The organism is Pseudomonas sp. JAI115 (genome assembly GCF_014200835.1).
Classification (GTDB): domain Bacteria; phylum Pseudomonadota; class Gammaproteobacteria; order Pseudomonadales; family Pseudomonadaceae; genus Aquipseudomonas; species Aquipseudomonas putida_A.
Genome location: NZ_JACHCY010000007.1, coordinates 114,255 through 134,110, shown reverse-complemented (window position 1 = coordinate 134,110; position 19,856 = coordinate 114,255). Strand labels below are relative to the sequence as shown.

19 protein-coding genes are annotated in these 19,856 nt (G+C 61.5%); 13 read left to right on the top strand and 6 right to left on the bottom strand.

The genetic code is table 11. The features are described 5' to 3' along the window. Positions 1 to 32: 32 nt before the first annotated feature. The 11 genes from rsfS (at position 33) to HDC30_RS17790 (ending at position 10,555) form a co-directional block, all read left to right on the top strand. Positions 33 to 527: a ribosome silencing factor gene (rsfS, locus tag HDC30_RS17840; RefSeq protein WP_007960601.1), complete on the top strand. Its 495-nt coding sequence runs from the start codon at positions 33 to 35 to the stop codon at positions 525 to 527. Between the two features lie 9 nt (positions 528 to 536). After that, the gene (gene rlmH / locus HDC30_RS17835; protein ID WP_003185785.1) at positions 537 to 1,004 is read left to right on the top strand and encodes a 23S rRNA (pseudouridine(1915)-N(3))-methyltransferase RlmH; all 468 of its coding nucleotides are present in this window, start codon (positions 537 to 539) and stop codon (positions 1,002 to 1,004) included. A 10-nt stretch (positions 1,005 to 1,014) separates the two neighbouring features. Further along, on the top strand, positions 1,015 to 2,910 hold the full coding sequence (gene mrdA, locus HDC30_RS17830; protein ID WP_183784207.1) for a penicillin-binding protein 2: 1,896 nt from the start codon (positions 1,015 to 1,017) through the stop codon (positions 2,908 to 2,910). 31 nt (positions 2,911 to 2,941) lie between these two features. Further along, on the top strand, positions 2,942 to 4,045 hold the full coding sequence (rodA, locus tag HDC30_RS17825; protein WP_047296919.1) for a rod shape-determining protein RodA: 1,104 nt from the start codon (positions 2,942 to 2,944) through the stop codon (positions 4,043 to 4,045). 17 nt (positions 4,046 to 4,062) lie between these two features. After that, positions 4,063 to 5,073 carry a lytic murein transglycosylase B gene (gene mltB, locus HDC30_RS17820; RefSeq protein ID WP_007960589.1) on the top strand — a complete coding sequence of 337 codons (1,011 nt, stop codon included), beginning with the start codon at positions 4,063 to 4,065 and terminating at the stop codon, positions 5,071 to 5,073. Continuing rightward, positions 5,073 to 6,083: a septal ring lytic transglycosylase RlpA family protein gene (locus tag HDC30_RS17815; protein ID WP_007960588.1), complete on the top strand. Its 1,011-nt coding sequence runs from the start codon at positions 5,073 to 5,075 to the stop codon at positions 6,081 to 6,083. Before mltB ends, HDC30_RS17815 begins: the two co-directional genes overlap by 1 nt. 187 nt (positions 6,084 to 6,270) lie before the next feature. Then, entirely contained in the window at positions 6,271 to 7,428 is a 1,158-nt protein-coding gene (locus tag HDC30_RS17810) for a D-alanyl-D-alanine carboxypeptidase family protein (RefSeq protein WP_003228546.1), read from the top strand. An 85-nt stretch (positions 7,429 to 7,513) separates the two neighbouring features. Further along, positions 7,514 to 7,789, top strand: coding sequence for a DUF493 domain-containing protein (locus HDC30_RS17805; protein WP_027612895.1), 276 nt, complete (start codon positions 7,514 to 7,516; stop codon positions 7,787 to 7,789). Further along, the gene (gene lipB, locus HDC30_RS17800) at positions 7,789 to 8,436 is read left to right on the top strand and encodes a lipoyl(octanoyl) transferase LipB (RefSeq protein WP_027612894.1); all 648 of its coding nucleotides are present in this window, start codon (positions 7,789 to 7,791) and stop codon (positions 8,434 to 8,436) included. Before HDC30_RS17805 ends, lipB begins: the two co-directional genes overlap by 1 nt. Positions 8,437 to 8,461: 25 nt before the next feature. Further along, on the top strand, positions 8,462 to 9,460 hold the full coding sequence (gene lipA, locus HDC30_RS17795) for a lipoyl synthase (protein ID WP_160768663.1): 999 nt from the start codon (positions 8,462 to 8,464) through the stop codon (positions 9,458 to 9,460). A gap of 129 nt (positions 9,461 to 9,589) precedes the next feature. Then, the gene (locus tag HDC30_RS17790) at positions 9,590 to 10,555 is read left to right on the top strand and encodes an LD-carboxypeptidase (RefSeq protein ID WP_096796300.1); all 966 of its coding nucleotides are present in this window, start codon (positions 9,590 to 9,592) and stop codon (positions 10,553 to 10,555) included. A 100-nt stretch (positions 10,556 to 10,655) separates the two neighbouring features. On the opposite strand, the gene HDC30_RS17785 is transcribed toward HDC30_RS17790, so the two are convergent. From HDC30_RS17785 to leuS, 5 genes are all read right to left on the bottom strand, one after another. After that, positions 10,656 to 11,978 carry a lytic murein transglycosylase gene (locus tag HDC30_RS17785; protein WP_183784205.1) on the bottom strand — a complete coding sequence of 441 codons (1,323 nt, stop codon included), beginning with the start codon at positions 11,976 to 11,978 and terminating at the stop codon, positions 10,656 to 10,658. Positions 11,979 to 12,039: 61 nt separating this feature from the next. Further along, on the bottom strand, positions 12,040 to 12,204 hold the full coding sequence (gene arfA, locus HDC30_RS17780; RefSeq protein ID WP_027612891.1) for an alternative ribosome rescue factor ArfA: 165 nt from the start codon (positions 12,202 to 12,204) through the stop codon (positions 12,040 to 12,042). A gap of 182 nt (positions 12,205 to 12,386) precedes the next feature. Continuing rightward, complete coding sequence (gene holA / locus HDC30_RS17775) at positions 12,387 to 13,424, bottom strand: DNA polymerase III subunit delta (protein ID WP_097089332.1); 1,038 nt, start codon at positions 13,422 to 13,424, stop codon at positions 12,387 to 12,389. A gap of 39 nt (positions 13,425 to 13,463) precedes the next feature. Then, positions 13,464 to 14,069 (bottom strand): LPS assembly lipoprotein LptE, encoded by a 606-nt coding sequence (lptE, locus tag HDC30_RS17770; protein WP_007960576.1) that lies wholly within the window; start codon positions 14,067 to 14,069, stop codon positions 13,464 to 13,466. Between the two features lie 88 nt (positions 14,070 to 14,157). Further along, positions 14,158 to 16,764, bottom strand: coding sequence for a leucine--tRNA ligase (gene leuS, locus HDC30_RS17765; RefSeq protein WP_183784203.1), 2,607 nt, complete (start codon positions 16,762 to 16,764; stop codon positions 14,158 to 14,160). Between the two features lie 256 nt (positions 16,765 to 17,020). Here leuS and HDC30_RS17760 point away from each other — a divergent pair, with 256 nt between their 5' ends. Next, positions 17,021 to 17,344: a hypothetical protein gene (locus tag HDC30_RS17760; protein ID WP_096796296.1), complete on the top strand. Its 324-nt coding sequence runs from the start codon at positions 17,021 to 17,023 to the stop codon at positions 17,342 to 17,344. Between the two features lie 105 nt (positions 17,345 to 17,449). Then, the gene (locus HDC30_RS17755) at positions 17,450 to 18,229 is read left to right on the top strand and encodes a YdcF family protein (RefSeq protein ID WP_097089329.1); all 780 of its coding nucleotides are present in this window, start codon (positions 17,450 to 17,452) and stop codon (positions 18,227 to 18,229) included. A gap of 91 nt (positions 18,230 to 18,320) precedes the next feature. Here HDC30_RS17755 and lnt read toward each other — a convergent pair whose 3' ends face one another. Then, a complete protein-coding gene (lnt, locus tag HDC30_RS17750) occupies positions 18,321 to 19,844 on the bottom strand; it encodes an apolipoprotein N-acyltransferase (RefSeq protein ID WP_096795276.1) in 1,524 nt (507 codons plus the stop codon). Between the last annotated feature and the right edge of the window lie 12 nt (positions 19,845 to 19,856).

The window sequence follows — 19,856 nt, the reverse complement described above, 5'->3', positions numbered from 1 at the left end:
GCCGCCGAATATACGAGCAAAACGAGTTTTATATGACTGACAAAGACGTAAGCAAAGTTAAGCGCAAAGGCACGTTCAAGAGCGCACCGCTGCCGGAAGTCGCCAACACCAACGAGCCGCTCAAGGGCGACGAGCTGGTCAAGGTTGCCGTGGCAGCTCTGGAAGACGTCAAGGCACAAGACATCCAGATCATCGATGTGCGCGACAAGCAGAGCATCACCGACTACATGATCATCGCCACCGGTACGTCCAATCGCCAGATCAACGCGATGCTGGACAAGGTCCGTGAAGAAGTCAAAAAGCAGGGCGCCAAGCCGCTGGGCGAAGAAGGCAAGGGCGACAGCGACTGGGTGCTGCTCGACCTGGACCTGGTGATCGTGCACATGATGACTGCCTCGGCACGTCAGTTCTATGACCTGGAGCGCCTGTGGGCCGGTGCCGAGCAAAGCCGTGCGGCAGACGCCAAGCACCACAGCCCGGAAAACACCCACGAGCATTTCACCAAGCTCAACAAAGACCAGCTGTAAGGGATTGCTGTGCGACTGCGACTGATCGCCGTCGGTTCACGCATGCCCAAGTGGGTGGAAGAAGGCTGGCATGAATATGCCAAGCGTCTTCCGTCCGAGCTGGCGCTGGAACTGGTGGAAATTCCGCTCAATACCCGTGGCAAGAACGCCGACGTGGCCCGTTTCATCCGCCAGGAAGGCGAAGCCATGCTGGCCAAGGTCGGGCCGAACGAGCGGATCGTCACGCTGGAAGTCCACGGCAAGCCCTGGAGCACCGAGCAACTGGCGGTCGAACTCGACCGTTGGCGGCTGGATTCGCGCACGGTCAATTTCATGGTCGGTGGCCCCGAAGGGCTGGCGCCGGAAGTCTGTGCCCGCGCCGATCAGCGCTGGTCGTTGTCGCCGCTGACCTTGCCACACCCGCTGGTGCGGATCCTGATCGGCGAACAGCTGTACCGTGCCTGGACCGTGCTGTCCGGTCACCCTTACCACAAGTAGTCCTGCCCTCATGTCTCAGCCGATCCGCATTAAGGACCACGAAAAGGACGCCCGCCTGGTGCGCAGCCGCGTCGTGTTCGGGGCCATTGCGGTCATTCTGTTGATCTGCGTGCTGATTGCGCGGCTGTACTACTTGCAGGTGATCCAATACGAGTACCACTCGACACTCTCGGAAAACAACCGCGTCCACGTGCAGCCGATTCCACCGACCCGCGGCTTGATCTTCGACCGCAACGGCGTGGTGGTGGCGGACAACCGTCCGAGCTTCAGCCTGAGCATGACCCGCGAGCGTTCCGGCGACTGGCAGCAAGTGCTCGACGTGATCGTCGAAGTGCTGCAACTGACGCCCGAGGACCGGGTGATCTTCGAGAAACGCATGCGTCAGGGGCGTCGGCCATTCGAGCCGGTGCCGATCCTGTTTGAGTTGACCGAAGAGCAGATCGCCCGGATCGCGGTTAACCAGTTCCGCCTGCCTGGGGTGGAAGTGGTCGCGCAACTGGTGCGCCACTACCCGCAGGGCGCGCATTTTGCGCACTCGGTGGGTTACATGGGGCGCATCAACGAGAAAGAGCTGAAGACCCTCGACCCGGTCAACTACAGCGGCACCCACCACATCGGCAAGACCGGCATCGAGCGTTTCTACGAGCCGGAGCTGCACGGGCAGGTGGGGTACGAGGAAGTCGAAACCAACGCTCGGGGCCGCGTATTGCGCGTGCTCAAGCGTACCGATCCGATTCCCGGCAAGGACATCGTCCTGAGCCTGGACATCAAACTGCAGGAAGCGGCCGAAGCTGCGCTGGGCGGGCGACGTGGCGCGGTGGTGGCGCTCGATCCGAAGACTGGCGAAGTGCTGGCGATGGTCAGCCAGCCGAGTTTCGACCCGAACCTGTTCGTCACCGGCATCAGCTTCAAGGCCTATGCCGAACTGCGCGATTCCATCGACCGGCCGCTGTTCAACCGCGTGCTGCGCGGCCTGTACCCGCCGGGTTCGACGATCAAGCCGGCGGTGGCGATTGCCGGTCTCGATTCTGGCGTAGTGACAGCGTCGAGCCGGGTGTTCGACCCCGGTTACTACATGCTGCCCAACTACGATCACAAGTACCGCAACTGGAACCGCACCGGTGACGGCTTCGTCGATCTCGACACGGCGATCATGCGTTCCAACGACACCTACTTCTATGACCTGGCGCACAAGCTGGGCATCGATCGGTTGTCGGCCTACATGAACAAGTTCGGCATCGGCCAGAAGGTCTCGCTGGACATGTTCGAAGAATCCCCCGGCCTGATGCCGTCCCGCGAGTGGAAGCGTGCGACGCGCAAGCAGGCGTGGTTCCCGGGTGAAACCCTGATTCTGGGGATTGGCCAGGGTTATATGCAGTCCACACCGTTGCAACTGGCGCAGGCCACGGCGCTGGTCGCCAACAAAGGCATCTGGAACCGGCCGCACCTGGCCAAGACCATCGAAGGCGCCAAACCGGTAGACGAGAACCCGATGCCGGACATCGTCCTGCGCGATCCGTCGGACTGGACCAAGGTCAACCACGGCATGCAGCAGGTGATGCACGGCGCCCGGGGTACTGCGCGCAAGGCAGCAATCGGTGCGCAATACCGCATCGCCGGCAAGTCCGGTACCGCTCAGGTCGTCGCGATCAAACAAGGTGAAAAATACGACCGCTCCAAGGTTCAGGAACGCCACCGCGACCACGCCTTGTTCGTCGGTTTCGCCCCGGCCGACAACCCGAAAATCGTGGTCTCGGTGATGGTCGAGAACGGTGAGTCCGGCTCCGGTGTCGCCGCGCCAGTGGTGCGTCAGGTCATGGATGCCTGGCTTCTGGACCAGGATGGTCGATTGAAGGCCGAATACGCCGGTCCTATCAGTGCGGAGGCTACGGCCCGTGATGAATAATTTTGATCGCATGCTCTCCAGCGAGGATGTGATGCGTCGCCGGGCGACGCTGCTGCAACGTCTGCATATCGATGGCCCGCTGTTGATCCTGCTGCTGATCCTCGCCGCAGGCAGTCTGTTCGTGCTGTATTCGGCCAGTGGCAAAAGCTGGGATTTGCTGGGCAAACAAGCCACGTCGTTCGGCATCGGCCTGGTGTCGATGATTGTCATCGCCCAGTTCGAACCACGGTTCATGGCGCGTTGGGTGCCGCTCGGCTACGTGGTCGGCGTGGTGCTGCTGATGGTGGTGGACATCATGGGCCACAACGCCATGGGCGCGACGCGCTGGATCAACATCCCCGGGGTGATCCGCTTCCAGCCCTCGGAGTTCATGAAGATCCTGATGCCGGCGACGATTGCCTGGTATCTGTCCAAACGCACGCTGCCACCGCAACTCAAGCACGTCGGCATCAGCCTGATGCTGATCGGTGTGCCGTTCATTCTGATCGTGCGCCAGCCCGACCTCGGCACGTCGCTGCTGATTCTGGCCGGCGGCGCGTTCGTGCTGTTCATGGGCGGACTGCGCTGGCGCTGGATCCTCAGCGTGCTGGCCGCCGCCGTACCGGTGGCGATCGCCATGTGGTTCTTCATTATGCACGACTACCAGAAGCAGCGGATCCTCACGTTCCTCGACCCGGAAAGCGATCCGCTCGGCACCGGCTGGAACATCATCCAGTCGAAAGCCGCGATCGGTTCCGGGGGCGTGTTCGGCAAGGGCTGGCTGCTGGGCACCCAGTCGCACCTGGACTTTTTGCCGGAAAGCCACACCGACTTCATCATCGCCGTACTGGGCGAGGAGTTCGGTCTGGTGGGCATCTGCGCGCTGCTGCTGATCTATCTGTTGCTGATCGGTCGCGGCCTGGTGATTACCGCCCAGGCGCAGACGCTGTTCGGCAAATTGCTCGCCGGCGCGCTGACCATGACGTTTTTTGTTTATGTTTTCGTCAACATCGGTATGGTCAGTGGCCTATTGCCGGTGGTGGGGGTGCCGTTGCCCTTCATTAGCTACGGAGGAACTTCGCTGGTGACACTGCTGTCAGCGTTTGGGGTTTTGATGTCGATTCATACGCATCGCAAGTGGATCGCACAGGTTTGAATAAGGTGAAGAGTTCAATGCAAGTCATGCGCAGCTGGGCGACTCGTTACGCGCCGTGGGTCGGCCTGGTCGGCATCCTTGGCAGCGCGCAGGAAGCGCTGGCCGGCGATTACGAAGGCTCACCGCAGGTGGCCGAATTCGTCGGTGAAATGACCCGCGACTACGGTTTTGCCGGCGAGCAACTGATGGCGGTGTTCCGCGAGGCGCAGCGCAAGCAGGCGATTCTCGACGCCATCTCCAAACCCGCCGAGCGGGTCAAGCAGTGGAAAGAATATCGCCCGATGTTCATCACCGACGCGCGCATCGCCCGTGGTGTGGACTTCTGGCGCCAGCACGAGGCCGTGCTGGCCCGTGCCGAGCAGGAATACGGCGTACCGGCACAAGTCATCGTGTCGATCATCGGCGTCGAGACCTTTTTCGGACGTAATACCGGCAATTACCGGGTGATTGATGCATTGTCCACGCTCGGTTTCGACTATCCTCCCCGTGCCGAATTTTTCCGCAAGGAATTGCGTGAGTTCCTGCTGCTGGCCCGTGAAGAACAGGTCGATCCATTGACCCTCAAAGGCTCGTACGCCGGGGCGATGGGCTTGCCGCAATTCATGCCGAGCAGCTTTCGCGCCTATGCGGTGGATTTCGACGGTGACGGTCACATCAATATCTGGACCAATCCGGACGATGCGATCGGCAGCGTGGCCAGTTACTTCAAACGGCATGGCTGGGTCGCCGGGGAACCGGTGGTCAGTCGCGCCGATGTGCGCGGCGAGCAGGTCGATGAAGGCCTGACCACCGGCATCGAGCCGACGAAAACGGTCGGAGAGTTGCGGGCGCTGGGCTGGTCAAGTCATGATGCGCTGCGCGATGATATGCCGGTTACTGCATTTCGCCTCGAAGGCGACAACGGCCCTGAATACTGGATGGGCCTGAAGAATTTCTACGCGATCACGCGTTATAACCGCAGCGTGATGTACGCCATGGCCGTACATCAACTGTCTGAAGAGCTGGTAAAAGCACGGGGCGTCAAGTAATGCGGGCATTGCCTATCAATAAACCCCTGAAGCTGGTGGCATTCGCCGCGTTGGCGGTGCTGGTCGCCAGCTGTTCGACCAGCCGCGCGCCAACCCAGAAGACCTCGTCTACCGCCGTACGTGCGCAGCCGGGGCTGGACATCAACCGCGCGCACAAAGACGGCGCGCCGTGGTGGGATGTCGATGTTTCGCGGATCCCGGACGCCACGCCGACCCTGCACACCGGCCCGTACAAGGCCAATCCGTACACCGTGCTGGGCAAGACCTATTTCCCGTTGCAGGAATCCAAGACCTACGTCGCCTCGGGCACGGCGTCCTGGTACGGCACCAAGTTCCACGGGCAGAACACCGCCAACGGCGAGGTGTATGACCTGTACGGCATGAGTGCTGCTCACAAGACTCTGCCACTGCCAAGTTACGTTCGGGTGACCAACCTGGACAACAACAAGAGCGTGATCCTGCGGGTCAACGATCGCGGGCCGTTCTATTCGGACCGGATCATCGACTTGTCCTACGCGGCCGCGAAGAAGCTCGGTTATGCCGAAATCGGCACCGCGCGGGTCAAGGTCGAGGGCATCGATCCGCAGCAATGGTGGGCCGCCAAGGGCCGTCCGGCGCCGCTGATGCTCAACGAGCCGCAAGTTGCGCAGAATAGCGCCCCGGTGATCACGGCGTCGGCCGGTACCATCGAGCAGTGGACCCCGCCACCGCAGCAACATGCCTCTGACACTGTCCCTGTACAGATCAGCGCAAAAAAAAACGCTTCTGCACCAGCGTCTGGCCAGTATCTGCAGGTGGGCGCGTTCGCCAACCCGGACGCTGCAGAACTCCTGAGGTCGAAGCTCAGCGGGATGGTGAGCGCTCCGGTGTTCATCAGCTCGATCGTGCGCAATCAGCAGACCCTGCACCGGGTACGCCTGGGGCCGATCGGGTCGCCGGGTGAGATCGCGCAGGTGCAGAACAGCGTGCGCCTGGCCAATCTCGGCTCGCCGAGCGTGGTCACCGAGTAAGAAACGTAGCACTTGATTGACGGTTCACTTGCGGTTTTGGGGGGTGGACCAGGTTGTTGGCTCGTCGAAGAACAAAAGCCCGGCAAGGGTGACTGGAGTGAGCAACTGAACACGCGATGGCCCGTTAGAAGGCTGTCTGAATAGTTTTGCCTTCGGGCAAGTTTCCATTAGCGATTTCGAGAGACGGATGAACATCACCACCTTTGCCAAACGCCTGTGTCTGCTAGTCCCGCTGCTCCTCTCGCCAGCCGCCTTCGCGGCCGAGATGATGCCGTCGCCACCTCAACTGGCTGCAAAAGCCTACGTGCTCATGGACGCCAGCAGCGGCAACGTGCTGGTGGAGAACAACGGTGACCAGCGTCTGCCGCCAGCCAGCCTGACCAAACTGATGACCGCGTACATCGCTACGCTGGAAATCCGTCGTGGCCAGATCGGTGAGAACGACCCGGTGACCGTCAGCGAAAACGCCTGGCGTACCGGCGGCTCGCGGATGTTCATCAAAGTCGGCTCGCAAGTGACCGTCAGCGACCTGCTGCACGGCATCATCATCCAGTCCGGCAACGACGCCAGCGTTGCGCTGTCCGAGCACATCGCCGGCAGCGAAGACGCGTTCGCCGACCTGATGAACAAGACGGTCGCCGATCTGGGCATGACCAACTCGCACTTCATGAACCCGACCGGTCTGCCGAACCCTGAGCACTACTCGTCGGCTCACGACATGGCGATCCTGGCCCGTGCGATCATCCATGAAGACCCGGCTCACTACGCGATCTACTCGCAGAAAGAGTTCTTCTGGAACGGCATCAAGCAGCCTAACCGCAACCTGCTGCTGTGGCGCGACAAGACCGTTGACGGTCTGAAAACCGGTCACACCGACGAAGCCGGCTACTGCATGGTGTCCTCGGCTGTACGTGATGGCCAGCGTCTGATCGCCGTGGTGTTCGGCACCAACAGCGAAGTGGCGCGTGCCGCTGAAACCCAGAAGCTGCTGACCTACGGTTTCCGTTTCTTCGAAACCCAGACCTTCTACCAGAAGGGCACCGAACTGGCTCAGGCCCCGGTGTGGAAAGGCACCACCAGTCAAGTCAAGGCCGGCCTGGCTGAAGACCTGACCATGACCCTGCCAAAAGGCCAGCTGAAAAAGCTCGCTGCCAGCATGACCATGAACCCGCAACTGACCGCGCCAATCGCCAAGGGCGACGTGATCGGTAAAGTCGAAGTGAAACTGGACGACAAGGTAGTGCACAGCGCTGACCTGATCGCTCTGGACGCTGTCGAGGAGGGTGGTATCTTCCGCCGCATGTGGGATAGCATCCGTCTATTCTTCTACGGCTTGTTCAACTGATTTGTGTTGACCTGCATGGCCCCGCCCCGATCCGGTGCGGGGCCATGTGCGTTACCACGGCTTGCGCTCTAGAGGCCGTTACGCCATGACCGATACCGAAGTAAAGGCGCCAAAGATCGAATTTCCGCAGACTGATTATCCGATTAAGGTGATCAGCGATACGGGCGTCGGCAACAAAGACAAAATCATCGACATCGTCAAGAAACACGCAACCATCAATGATGAGCGCATCGACGAGCGTCAAAGCAGCAACGGCAAGTACACCACCATCCAGCTGCACATCGTCGCGACAGACCAGGATCAGCTGTACAACATCAACAGCGAACTGCGGGCTTCCGGTTTCGTGCACATGGTGTTGTGATGCCGGGCACGCTGGGCTTTCGCGAACTTGGCCAGATGGCTTACGAGCCGGTCTGGCATGCCATGCAACGCTTCACCAACGAACGCGGCAGCGATGCCGCCGACGAAATCTGGCTGGTCGAGCACCCTCCGGTGTTCACCCAGGGCCAGGCCGGCAAGGCCGAACACCTGTTGCTGCCGGGCGATATCCCGGTGGTACAGGTCGATCGCGGCGGGCAGGTGACTTATCATGGCCCCGGCCAATTGGTGGCTTACCTGTTGCTGGATGTGCGCAAGCTGGGTTTCGGCGTACGTGATCTGGTCACGCGCATGGAACAGTGCCTGATCGAACTGCTGGCCAGCTACGGCGTCACCGCCGCCGCCAAGCCAGATGCTCCCGGCGTCTACGTCGACGGAGCGAAAATCGCTTCTCTGGGTTTGCGGATTCGCCACGGTTGCTCCTTTCATGGCCTAGCCCTGAACGTGGATATGAACCTGGAGCCGTTTCGACGGATTAATCCCTGCGGCTATGCCGGGCTGGCGATGACCCAGCTGAGCGATCACGCAGGATCGATTGAATTTGCCGAGGTAAGTGCCCGGCTGCGCGCGCAGCTCGTCAAACACCTCGACTATGCTGAGCAGACGACCCTGACGGGCGGAATCGACTGATATGACTACTGATGCAGTGCAAACCATGATCCCGACGCTCGACGTGACCGAGCGCCCGGCCCCGCGTCCCAAGGTTGAAGCCGGCGTCAAGCTGCGCGGCGCCGAGAAGGTTGCACGCATCCCGGTAAAGATCATTCCGACCACCGAACTGCCGAAGAAACCCGACTGGATTCGCGTGCGCATCCCGGTTTCGCCGGAAGTCGACCGGATCAAGAGTCTGCTGCGCAAGCACAAGCTGCACAGCGTCTGCGAAGAAGCCTCCTGCCCGAACCTGGGCGAGTGCTTCTCCGGCGGCACCGCGACCTTCATGATCATGGGCGACATCTGCACCCGTCGTTGCCCGTTCTGCGACGTTGGCCACGGTCGTCCGAAACCACTGGACGTCAACGAGCCGGAGAGCCTGGCGATCGCCATTGCCGACCTCAAGCTCAAGTACGTGGTGATCACCTCGGTTGACCGCGACGACCTGCGTGACGGTGGTGCCCAGCACTTTGCCGACTGCATCCGCGAGATCCGCAAGCTGTCGCCGAACGTGCAGCTGGAAACCCTGGTCCCGGACTACCGTGGCCGCATGGACATCGCCCTGGAAATCACTGCCGCCGAGCCGCCGGATGTGTTCAACCACAACCTGGAAACCGTGCCGCGCCTGTACAAGGCTGCGCGTCCGGGTTCGGACTACCAGTGGTCGCTGACCCTGCTGCAACGTTTCAAGCAGATGATGCCGCACATCCCGACCAAATCCGGCCTGATGCTCGGCCTGGGCGAGACTGACGAAGAAGTCATCGAAGTCATGAAGCGCATGCGCGAACACGACATCGACATGCTGACCCTCGGCCAGTACCTGCAACCGTCGCGCAGCCACTTGCCGGTGCAGCGTTTCGTGCACCCGGACACCTTCGCCTGGTTCGCCGAGGAAGGTTACAAGATGGGCTTCAAGAACGTTGCTTCCGGTCCGCTGGTACGTTCCTCGTATCACGCCGACGAGCAGGCGAAACTGGTCAAGGCTGAACTGCTCGGTTCCTGATCCGGCGCTGATAGCCTCGAAAAATACCCGCTTCGGCGGGTATTTTTGTTTGGGCCTGCCGCGCACTCTTTTGTTTGTCTCTGGACCTGACTAATGTGTCTGCAAGACTTCACACAGGGAGACCCATGGATGACCGTTCGACCGACCCACAGCCTTTTTCCGCATAAACCCGTACCGGCGCTGCCATCCGAAGGGCTGATCGGCGTGATCGCCCCTGCTGGCCCCGGTGCGCTGGACACGGAAAAGGCTGTGCAGTGGATGCGCGCCCGCGGCTATGCGCTGAAAGTGTTCCCCGGTGTCTACGAGAAGGACGGCTATCTGGCCGGCAGCGATGACGTACGCCTCAACGACCTGCATGCCGCGTTCGCCGACCCTGAAGTCGACGCGATCATTTGCCTGCGCGGCGGCTACGGTACGCCGCGCCTGCTGGACCGGATCGATTACGATCTGCTCAGCCGCCACGCCAAGCCGTTTGTCGGCTACAGCGACATCACCGCGCTGCATCTGGCGATCAGTCGCTACGCCGGGTTCGTGACCTTCCACGGCCCGCTGCTCAACGCCGATTTGCTGGGCGACAAGGAGCCGCCGACTGTCACTTCATTCTTCGCCATGCTGCGCGGTCAGTTGAAGGCGGGGAGTGTGTTGAGCCATCCGGTGGCTTATCCCTTGACCACCGTCGAACCGGGCATTGCGCACGGGCGTTTGCTCGGCGGCAATCTGGCGATGATCGCCGCAACGCTGGGCACGCCGTATGAGATTGATGTCGAGGGCGTGATTCTGCTGATCGAGGACGTCAACGAGCCGCTGTATCGCATCGACCGTTTGCTCACGCAGATGCGTCTGGCCGGCAAGCTGGCCAGATTGCGCGGTGTGCTGGTGGGGGATGTCGCCGGGGTCGATGTCGAGGCTTTGAACCGCTTGCTCAAGCAGACGTTCGAGCCGTTACGGATTCCGGTGCTGTCGGGGTGGCGCAGCGGGCATTGTGATCCGAACCTGACGCTGCCGATGGGGGCGCTGGTGCGACTGGATGCGGGGAAGAAGGAATTGATGTTGGAACAGGATGTGGTGATCAAGACTGAAACGGTTATTGCCTGACAGTCAGTCTTCGCGAGCAGGCTCGCTCCCACATTGGAATACGGTCAACTGTGGGAGCGAGCCTGCTCGCGAAAGCGATACCCGCCATACGGCAGTGTTTCTATTGGGCGCGCAGGCTCTCAAGCAGCTTATGCGTCGGATACCCGTCCGCCGGCCAGCCAAACGACTGTTGGGCACTGCGGATCGCCTTGCGGGTATTGGCGCCGATAATCCCGTCCGCCGTGCCCGCATCGTAATTACGCGCGCTCAGCAGGTTCTGCAATTCGATGCGTTCGGAACGGCTCAGTGGCAGATCGTCTTTCGGCCAGGTGCCGTTGATCAGGCCTGCGCCGTTGAAGCGCTCGGACAACAGACTGACCGCCAGCGCATAGGACGACGAGTTGTTGTACTTGAGGATCGCCCGGAAGTTGTCGAGGATCAGGAACGCCGGGCCACGGTAACCGGCCGGCAGCAGCAGGGCCGCGGACAGCTGTTCCGAACCGGCTGGGGCCTGACCGCCATTGGGCAGAATCACCCCCAGTTGACGCCATTCAGCGACGGTCTTGCGCATCGCGCCATCGGCCAAGGTGTAGTTGAAGCCGCTCGGCAGTTGCACTTCGAAGCCCCATGGCTGACCACGCTGCCAGCCGGAGCTTTGCAGGTAATGCGCTGTGGAGGCCAGGGCATCGGCCGGGCTGCCCCAGATGTCGCGGCGGCCGTCACCGTCGAAATCCACGGCGTGGGTGTTGTAGGTGGTCGGAATGAACTGGGTCTGGCCCATCGCCCCGGCCCACGAGCCGAGCATCTTCTCTGGAGTGATATCGCCCTGTTGCAGGATCTGCAGCGCCGCGATCAGTTGCGCATGGGCGAAGCCCGGGCGGCGGCCTTCGTAGGCCAGGGTCGCCAGCGAGTTGATCACCGATTTGCTGCCCTGGAACTGACCGAAGTTGCTTTCCATGCCCCATACCGACACCAGTGCCTGGCGATCCACGCCATAACGTTGTTCGATGCTTTGCAGGATGTCGGCGTACTGACTGATCAGCGCCTGCCCCTTGCGCACTCGCAGCGGCGACAGGGCGCCATCGAGGTATTCCCATACCGGACGAGAGAACTCCGGCTGGCTGCGGTCGGCTTTGATCACACTGGCATCGAAGCTGACATTGGCAAACGCGCGGTCGAACAGATCGGCGCGGATCCCGGCTGCCAAGGCATCCTTGCGGAAACCCGCCTGCCATTCGGCAAAGGTCTGGGTTGGCTGAAGATCAAGCGGGTCAGCGGACGGCACTACCGGCGGGATGATTGCCGGGGCTGTTGCGACAGGGGCGGCTTGAAGGGGTTGCGCATCGGCGGCGGTAGGTTTTTCCGCGCAGGCGACAAGCAGAATGAAGCTGGAGGCAGCGATCAGTTGGCGAACGGGCCAACGACGGGAAAGACTGAAGGGCATGCACAGTTCCAGGGGATACGAATCAGGTGCAGACCTTAACATGACCAGGGGGTGCTGTGCTTCAGGCGGCCAGAAAGTAAGAAGCCTCCCAGCTATTAGACTGGAAGGCTTCGCGGCGGTAGCTGCCTTTACCCTTGGTTGGTCGTTCCTGGCGACTGCGGAACAGGGGTTGGGCGATGATGGATTTGGCCTTGTTCGGGCCATGTTTCGATGGCTTTTTGCTCATGAGGGTTCTCTCGAGTGAGTGGTTTTGCGGGGGAAATAATCTGCCGATGTTGGACGTCTGTCCAGTCCCTGATATGTAGGAATGTTCTGACGCTTTCGCGAGCAGGCTCGCTCCCACAGTTGGAAAGCACTTCAATGTGGGAGCGAGCCTGCTCGCGAAGGGTCGTTATACGGTATGACAGATTATTCGGCGGGAAGAGTCAGGCGCTGGCCGGACATCAACAGCGCCAACCGGCTCAGGCTCATCCACGGCGAACCGGCGGCCTGACCCTTGATCTGCGCATCGATGCGCTGGGCTTCGAGCAACAACTGCGCCCAGCGTTGCGCCGAGTAGCGTTGCAGGGCTTTGCTCATCAGCGGTTTGCGCTTGTCCCAGACTGGCGGTTTCGCCTGGCTGAAGCACTTGTCCAGCGGCGTGCCTTGGCTGTACTGCAGCGAGATATTGGCCAGCAGGCGCAACTCCCGCGCCAGTGCCCAGAGAATCACCGGTGGCTCGACGCCTTCACCGCGCAGGCCTTCAAGCATGCGCAAGGCGTGGGCCGGTTCGCCGTTGAGTACGGCGTCGGTCAGGCCAAACACGTCGAAGCGCGCACTGTCGGCCACCGCGGCCTGCACGGTTTCGACGGTGATCTGCCCACCTTCGGCCATCAACTTGAGCTTTTCGATTTCCTGCGCAGCGGCGAGCAGGTTGCCCTCGACGCGTGCGGCGATCAGTTCGACCGCGTCCTGGCTGGCCGACAAGCCGGCCTGCGACAGACGCTGGCGAATCCAGCTCGGCAACTGGTTGGCATCCACCGGCCAGATCTGGATGAACTGGGTCTGCTGGCCTTCGACCAGGGCCTTGCCCCACTTGGTTTTCTGCGCACTGCCGTCGAGCTTGGGCAAGCTGATCAGCAGCACCGTGTCTTCAGCGGGGCGCGAGCAGTATTCGATCAGCGCGGCGGCGCCCTTGTCACCGGGCTTGCCCGAAGGCAGGCGCAGTTCCAGTAGGCGTTTTTCGGCGAACAGCGACATGCTGGCGCCGGCCTGCAACAAGGTCCCCCAATCGAAATTGGCGTCGGCGGCGAACACCTGGCGTTCGTCGAAACCTTGCTGGCGGGCAGCACTGCGAATGGCGTCGGCGGCTTCCTGGCACAACAGCGGGTCATCGCCGCTGATGATATAGACGGGCGCGAGCGCGCCTTGCAGGTGTTTGCCGAGTTGAGCGGGAGCGAGCTTCATAAGAGAGGGCGAACGGGGCGCCTGAGCGCCCCGTACGTCTTACTGCTGCGGCAGTTCGAGCGGCGACTGACGCGGGGTTTCCGCTTCAGCTTTCTGTGCCGCCTTCAGCGCGTCGGCTTCAGCCCGGGCACGGTCGTTGGCCGCTTGCTGCAATTGCTGCAGTTGGCCCGGCGTCAGCTGTTGCAGGCGCAGCATCATGCGCTGAACCAGTTCGCGACGGGTTTCGCGACGGGCGTCGTTGGCTTCCTGATCGGAGCCGACGAGGTTGTTGCCGTCGTGGATGAACACTTTCTGCACTTCAAGCTTGTCGCTCAGCAGGTTCAGATTGTGTTCGCCTACGATGTCGTAGTTCAGCACGGTGGTCACTTGGTACTCACCCGTACGACCGGCGCCGGCGTAGCTGAGGATGCGCTGGTTTTCCTGTTCGTCAGCCAGATACAGCTTGTACGGTGCACCGCTGTAGACCTTGACGCCGCTGGACTCGAGCACCTGACGCAGCTGGGTGACGGTCTCGCCATAAGCGTTACGGGCGCTCAGATCGAGCTCCTTGATCGACAGTTCGTTGGTGCCGGTGCCACGCAGCTGGAAACCGCAGGCGCTCAGCAGAACGGCGAGGCCCATCACCAGCAGATTGCGTTTGATCATTGTGTTGCTCCCCTTGAAACCATGTGGGCCGACCCTGCGGCCCGAAAGGTTTTACAGTGCGTCAGGCGAGCCTGACGCCCAATCCAATTTAGCTGGCGACGATGTTAACCAGTTTCCCCGGTACAACGATCACTTTGCGAATGGTCAGACCGTCGACGAAACGCAGCACGTTTTCGTTGGCGCGGGCCGCCGCTTCAACTTCTTCGCGGGTGGCGCTGGCCGGCATTTCGATCTGGCCACGCAGCTTGCCGTTCACTTGAATGACCAGTTGCAGGCTGTCCTGCACCAGTGCGCTTTCATCGACCGCAGGCCAGCCGGCATCGATCACCGGGTCCGCGTGGCCCAGTTGATTCCACAGCTCATGGCTGATGTGCGGCGTGATCGGAGCCAGCAACAACGTCACGGCTTCCAGACCTTCGTGAATCAGCGCGCGGTCCTGTTCGGTGCCTTGCGCAGCTTTTTCCAGCACGTTCATCAGCGTCATCACCTGAGCGATGGCGGTGTTGAATTTGTGGTTCTGGCCGACGTCATGGCTGGCCTGTTTGATGGCCAGGTGGATGGCGCGGCGCACGGCTTTCTGCTCGTCGTTCAGGCCGGCGATGTCCAGCTTGCCCGGCAGGCCCTGAGTGACGTGGGCCTGCGCCAGGCGCCAGACGCGCTTGAGGAAACGGTGCGAGCCTTCAACGCCGGAGTCCGACCATTCGGCGCTCATGTCCGGCGGCGAAGCGAACATCATGAACAGGCGGCAGGTGTCGGCGCCGAACTGATCGATCATCGACTGTGGGTCGACGCCGTTGTTCTTCGACTTGGCCATTTTCTCGGTGCCACCGATTTCCACCGGCAAGCCGTCGGATTTCAATTTGGCGCTGATGACCTTGGCCTTGCTGTCACGCTCGAGTTCCACGTCCGCCGGGTTGAACCAGGTGTAGGCACCGTTGGCTTCGCGACGATAGTAAGTCTCGGCGATCACCATGCCCTGGGTCAGCAGGTTCTTGAACGGCTCGTTGGAGCTGACCAGACCTTCGTCACGCATCAGCTTGTGGAAGAAACGCGCGTACAGCAGGTGAAGAATGGCGTGTTCGATACCGCCGATGTACTGATCCACCGGCAACCAGTGGTCGGCCGCGGATTTTTCCACCAGGCCACCTTCGAAGTGCGGCGAGGCGTAACGGGCGTAGTACCACGAGGACTCGACGAAGGTGTCCATGGTGTCGGTTTCACGCTTGGCAGGCTGGCCGCATTTCGGGCAGCTGCACTCGTAGAATTCCGGCATGCGCGCCAGCGGCGAACCGGCGCCGTCCGGCACTACGTCTTCCGGCAGCACCACCGGCAACTGGTCTTCCGGCACCGGCACGTCACCGCAGGTGGCGCAGTGGATGATCGGAATCGGGCAACCCCAGTAGCGCTGGCGGCTGATGCCCCAGTCGCGCAGGCGGAACTGGGTACGCGAGGCGCCGAGGTTTTTCTTGATCAGGGCGACTTCCATGGCGTCGAAAGCGCCGGTGAAGTCCAGGCCGTCGAACTCGCCGGAATTGATCAGCGTACCGTGCTCGCCGTAGGCGTCTTGCCACGGAGCCGGGTTGGTGTCGCCGGAGCTGGTGCGCACCACCGATTTCACCGGCAGGTCGTACTTGTGGGCGAATTCGAAATCGCGCTCGTCATGCGCCGGGACCGCCATCACGGCGCCGTCGCCGTAGTGCATCAGCACGTAGTTGGCGACCCAGACCGGGAGTTTTTCACCGGTCAGCGGGTGCTCGACGAACAGGCCGGTCGGCAGGCCTTTTTTCTCTTGAGTGGCGACGTCGGCTTCAGCCACGCTGCCGCCCTTGCATTCGGCGATGAAGGCTTGCAGCTCTGGGTTGTTCTGCGCTGCCTGGGTGGCCAGCGGGTGCTCGGCAGCCACGGCAACGTAGGTCGCGCCCATCAGGGTGTCCGGACGGGTGGTGAAGACCTTGAGGGTGCCTGCTTCGCCGATCGAGTCGACGTTGTACGGGAACTGCACTTCCATGCCGCGGGACTTGCCGATCCAGTTGCGCTGCATGGTCTTGACCTGTTCCGGCCAGCCAGTCAGTTCGTCGAGGCTCTCCAGCAGCTCATCCGCGTAAGCGGTGATCTTGAAGTAGTACATCGGGATTTCGCGCTTTTCGATCAGCGCGCCGGAGCGCCAGCCGCGACCGTCGATCACCTGTTCGTTGGCCAGCACGGTCTGGTCGACCGGGTCCCAGTTCACGGTGCCGTTCTTGCGGTAGATCACACCTTTTTCGAACAGGCGAGTGAACAGCCATTGTTCCCAGCGGTAGTAATCCGGCTTGCAGGTGGTCACTTCACGGGACCAGTCCACCGCCAGGCCCAGGCTGCGCAGCTGGGACTTCATATAGGCGATGTTTTCGTAGGTCCACTTGGCGGGCGCCACGTTGTTCTTCATCGCGGCGTTTTCCGCCGGCATGCCGAAGGCGTCCCAACCCATCGGTTGCAGAACGTTCTTGCCTTGCATGCGCTGGTAGCGGGAGATCACGTCGCCGATGGTGTAGTTGCGCACGTGCCCCATGTGTAGCTTGCCGCTGGGGTAAGGGAACATCGACAGGCAGTAGTAGGTTTCCTTGCCTTGCTGTTCACTGACTTCAAAGGACTTTTGCTCGTCCCAGAACGACTGGGCGGCGGCTTCGATTTCACGGGGCTGATATTGTTCGTGCATGGCTACTTTTGTACTGGATAGGGGTGGCCTAATCCTCTTCAACGCGCCCTCCGGGGGATGCTCCGGACAGGCTGGAAGTGGAATGACAGGAAGCGCCGTAGCATACATGACCGCGCTTGGCCTAGGGAAACCCTGATTACAGCTGTCTGGCCCCGGAAAACCGTGGCGAGGGCCGTTGGTCGCGGCGTTCAGCCGGTTTGTGCAGCGAAGCTAAGCTCTTATTGGGGAGTGAGTCTTATCTTCAATGAGGTGAGGGATGGTGGAGCAACGGCAAAAAAACGTGACGAAACCCGAGTTGTACGAACGGTTGATGGATCGTCTGGGCATGGCGCTCGACGCTGCAAAAACCGCTGGCCGGCTGCGCGACGAGCGCCCCGTGGAACTGGAATTGCGTGGCTTGAGCCCCGCCGAGTTCAAACTGGTCAAGGCCTATCTGGATCGCAGTGAGCGTGAATCGCATGGATACCTGTCGCAGGCAGTGAAACAGCTCGATGCAGCACATTCAGCCAAGGTCATCTGGCTCAAGGACAAGGCGCCCGGCAGAGACACCGTCAAGGTTCGTTCTGTGCAGGCCAAGTAATCGCATGGCAGGTCGAGTAACGGATCTTTTCCAACAGGATCCTACCTATCGGTTGTAACGTGTCATTAACACTCTTAGGCTTCGGGCATCTCTGGAGATGCCCCGATGCCTTTGCGTTACTTCATCAAACAACTTCTATTGCCGCCTGGCATTCTTTTGCTGCTGTTGCTGGTCGCCTGGTGGCTGCGCCGCTCCCGGCCACGGCTGGCCGGCCTGTGTTTTGCCCTTGGCCTGGGTGGTTTCTGGCTGATGAGCCTGCCGGTGGTGGTGCAGTGGGGCGCCAAGGCGCTGGAGCGTGAGCCGCCGCTGCCCCGTGACGCGTGGTCGATATTGGCGCAGCGCGCCGATGCCATCGTGGTGCTGGGTTCCGGGCGCGAGCGCGGCGATCTGGCCTGGGGCGAGGACCAGCCAACCGGCGTGGGGCTGGAGCGTCAGCGCTATGCGGCGCGACTGGCCAAGGCCTCCGGGCTGCCGATTCTGACCAGCGGTGGCTTGCATTACGGCACGCCGCCGACCGAGGCGAAGCTGATGGCCGATTCGTTGCGCGATGATTTCGGCGTGACCACGCGCTGGCAGGAAGGCGAGAGCCGTACCACCTGGGAAAACGCCAAATTCAGCGCCGACATCTTGTTGCCACAAGGCATCAAGCGCGTCGTGGTGGTCACGCAGGCCTGGCACATGCCGCGCGCCGTGTGGTGTTTCCAGCAGGCAGGATTCGAAGTGGTGCCGGCGCCCGTCGGGTTTCTCGGGACCGATAATGCGCGCCCGTTTGGTGGCTGGCTGCCGGAGTTCAAGTCGATCTGGCAGAGCGGGCAGTTGCTGAATGAGGCGGTGGGGCAGGTGGGGTATTCGTTGTTTTACCGGGGTGATGCCAACCCTGATTGATTGGGTGCTGCTGATGCCCATTCGCGAGCAAGCCCGCTCCCACATTTGAATTGCATTCCAAATGTGGGAGCGGGCTTGCTCGCGAAGCTTTTTAAAGGGTTTTCGACATCCGGCTCGCCATCAGCGCCCAGCCAAACAGCAGCACACAGACGATGATCAGCGGCCACGAACGCCATTGCAGGTACGGCGTCAGGTTGTGCATCGGCACCACTTCGCCATACAGAATGCCCTGTTCGAACTGCGGGATCTGCTCGGTGATCTGCCCGAACGGGTTGATCAGTCCGGTCACGCCATTGTTCGTAGCGCGGATCATCCAGCGGCCTGCCTCAAGTGCGCGCATTTGCGCCATTTGCAGGTGTTGCAGCGGGCCGATCGAGGTGCCGAACCAGGTGTCGTTGCTGATCGTCAGCAGCAGATCGCTGCGTGCCGACAGCCCAGCGGCGAATTCGGGATACACCACTTCGTAGCAGATGAATGGCGCGATTTGATAACCCTTGGCCTGCAGCAATGGCTGATCCGCCGGCCCGCGAGCGAAGTCGGACATTGGCAAATCAAAGAACGCAATCAACCCGCGCAGCAGATCCTGCAACGGTACGTATTCACCGAACGGCACCAGTTTCTGCTTGAGGTAAGTGCCATCGCCTTCGCCGACCACGGTGATGCCGTTGAAGAAGCGTTTTTCGTGACGAACCGTCTCGCGGATCGGCACCCCGGTGATCAGCGCCGATTTACGCTCGGCGGCGAAGTTACCCATCATGTTCAGGTAGCCCTCGGCGGACTCCTTGAGCACCGGCACGGCGGTTTCCGGCCAGATCAGCAGGTCCACCGGCTTCGAGCGAAAACTCAGGTCGCGATACAGCGCCAGTTGCGCGTTAAGCTGCGCCGGATCCCATTTCATGCTTTGTTCGACGTTGCCCTGAATCGCGGCGACGCTCAGTGCCGGGCCGGACGGACTGGTCCAGGCGTGGCCCTTGAGCGCAATACCCGCCACCCATGGCCCGACCAGCAACAGCAAACCGGCCGCGATAAAGCCTTTACGACCGGTTTGCAGCAAGCGCGGCGCGTTATAGATCAGCGCCGCAGTCAGCGCCAGAACGAACGACACCAGCCACATGCCACCCACTGGCGCGAGCCCGGCCAATGGGCCGTCGAGCTGGCTGTAGCCGGAGTAGAGCCACGGAAAACCAGTGAGGAACCAGCCACGAAACGCTTCCTGCCCGACCCACAGCGCGGCAAACGCCAGCGCATCGGCCAACGGTGCCTCGTTGCGGCGCAACCAGCGCGCCCAGACCCAGGCGGGCAGGGCGAAGAAAAACGCGATCGCTGCGGTGAACAGCAGCATCAGGAACCCGGCCAGCAGCACCGACGCGCCACCGAAATGGTGGATGCTGTAGTAAATCCAGCTGGTACCGGCGCCGAACAGGCCGAAACCGAAGCACCAGCCACGGCCCAGTGCCTGACGCGGTTTCAGCTCGCGCAGGCCGGCGTAGAACAGGCCGACCGCGAGCAAAGCCAGCGGCCAGATGTTGAACGGGGCGAGGGCGAAGGTGGTGATTGCACCGGCCGCCACGGCCAGCAGGTTACCGGGCCAGCCGGGGCGGGTTGTCCAGCGCATTTCAATCCTTAG

Coding starts and splice junctions, on each gene's coding strand:
- HDC30_RS17755 (WP_097089329.1), top strand. CDS start 17,450: ATGCCTTTGCGTTACTTCATCAAACAACTTCTATTGCCGCCTGGCATT.
- rsfS (WP_007960601.1), top strand. CDS start 33: ATGACTGACAAAGACGTAAGCAAAGTTAAGCGCAAAGGCACGTTCAAG.
- holA (WP_097089332.1), bottom strand. CDS start 13,424: ATGAAGCTCGCTCCCGCTCAACTCGGCAAACACCTGCAAGGCGCGCTC.
- HDC30_RS17760 (WP_096796296.1), top strand. CDS start 17,021: ATGGTGGAGCAACGGCAAAAAAACGTGACGAAACCCGAGTTGTACGAA.
- arfA (WP_027612891.1), bottom strand. CDS start 12,204: ATGAGCAAAAAGCCATCGAAACATGGCCCGAACAAGGCCAAATCCATC.
- lipB (WP_027612894.1), top strand. CDS start 7,789: ATGCCGGGCACGCTGGGCTTTCGCGAACTTGGCCAGATGGCTTACGAG.
- lnt (WP_096795276.1), bottom strand. CDS start 19,844: ATGCGCTGGACAACCCGCCCCGGCTGGCCCGGTAACCTGCTGGCCGTG.
- lptE (WP_007960576.1), bottom strand. CDS start 14,069: ATGATCAAACGCAATCTGCTGGTGATGGGCCTCGCCGTTCTGCTGAGC.
- rodA (WP_047296919.1), top strand. CDS start 2,942: ATGCGTCGCCGGGCGACGCTGCTGCAACGTCTGCATATCGATGGCCCG.
- HDC30_RS17810 (WP_003228546.1), top strand. CDS start 6,271: ATGAACATCACCACCTTTGCCAAACGCCTGTGTCTGCTAGTCCCGCTG.
- lipA (WP_160768663.1), top strand. CDS start 8,462: ATGATCCCGACGCTCGACGTGACCGAGCGCCCGGCCCCGCGTCCCAAG.
- leuS (WP_183784203.1), bottom strand. CDS start 16,764: ATGCACGAACAATATCAGCCCCGTGAAATCGAAGCCGCCGCCCAGTCG.
- mrdA (WP_183784207.1), top strand. CDS start 1,015: ATGTCTCAGCCGATCCGCATTAAGGACCACGAAAAGGACGCCCGCCTG.
- HDC30_RS17805 (WP_027612895.1), top strand. CDS start 7,514: ATGACCGATACCGAAGTAAAGGCGCCAAAGATCGAATTTCCGCAGACT.
- HDC30_RS17785 (WP_183784205.1), bottom strand. CDS start 11,978: ATGCCCTTCAGTCTTTCCCGTCGTTGGCCCGTTCGCCAACTGATCGCT.
- HDC30_RS17815 (WP_007960588.1), top strand. CDS start 5,073: ATGCGGGCATTGCCTATCAATAAACCCCTGAAGCTGGTGGCATTCGCC.
- mltB (WP_007960589.1), top strand. CDS start 4,063: ATGCAAGTCATGCGCAGCTGGGCGACTCGTTACGCGCCGTGGGTCGGC.
- HDC30_RS17790 (WP_096796300.1), top strand. CDS start 9,590: ATGACCGTTCGACCGACCCACAGCCTTTTTCCGCATAAACCCGTACCG.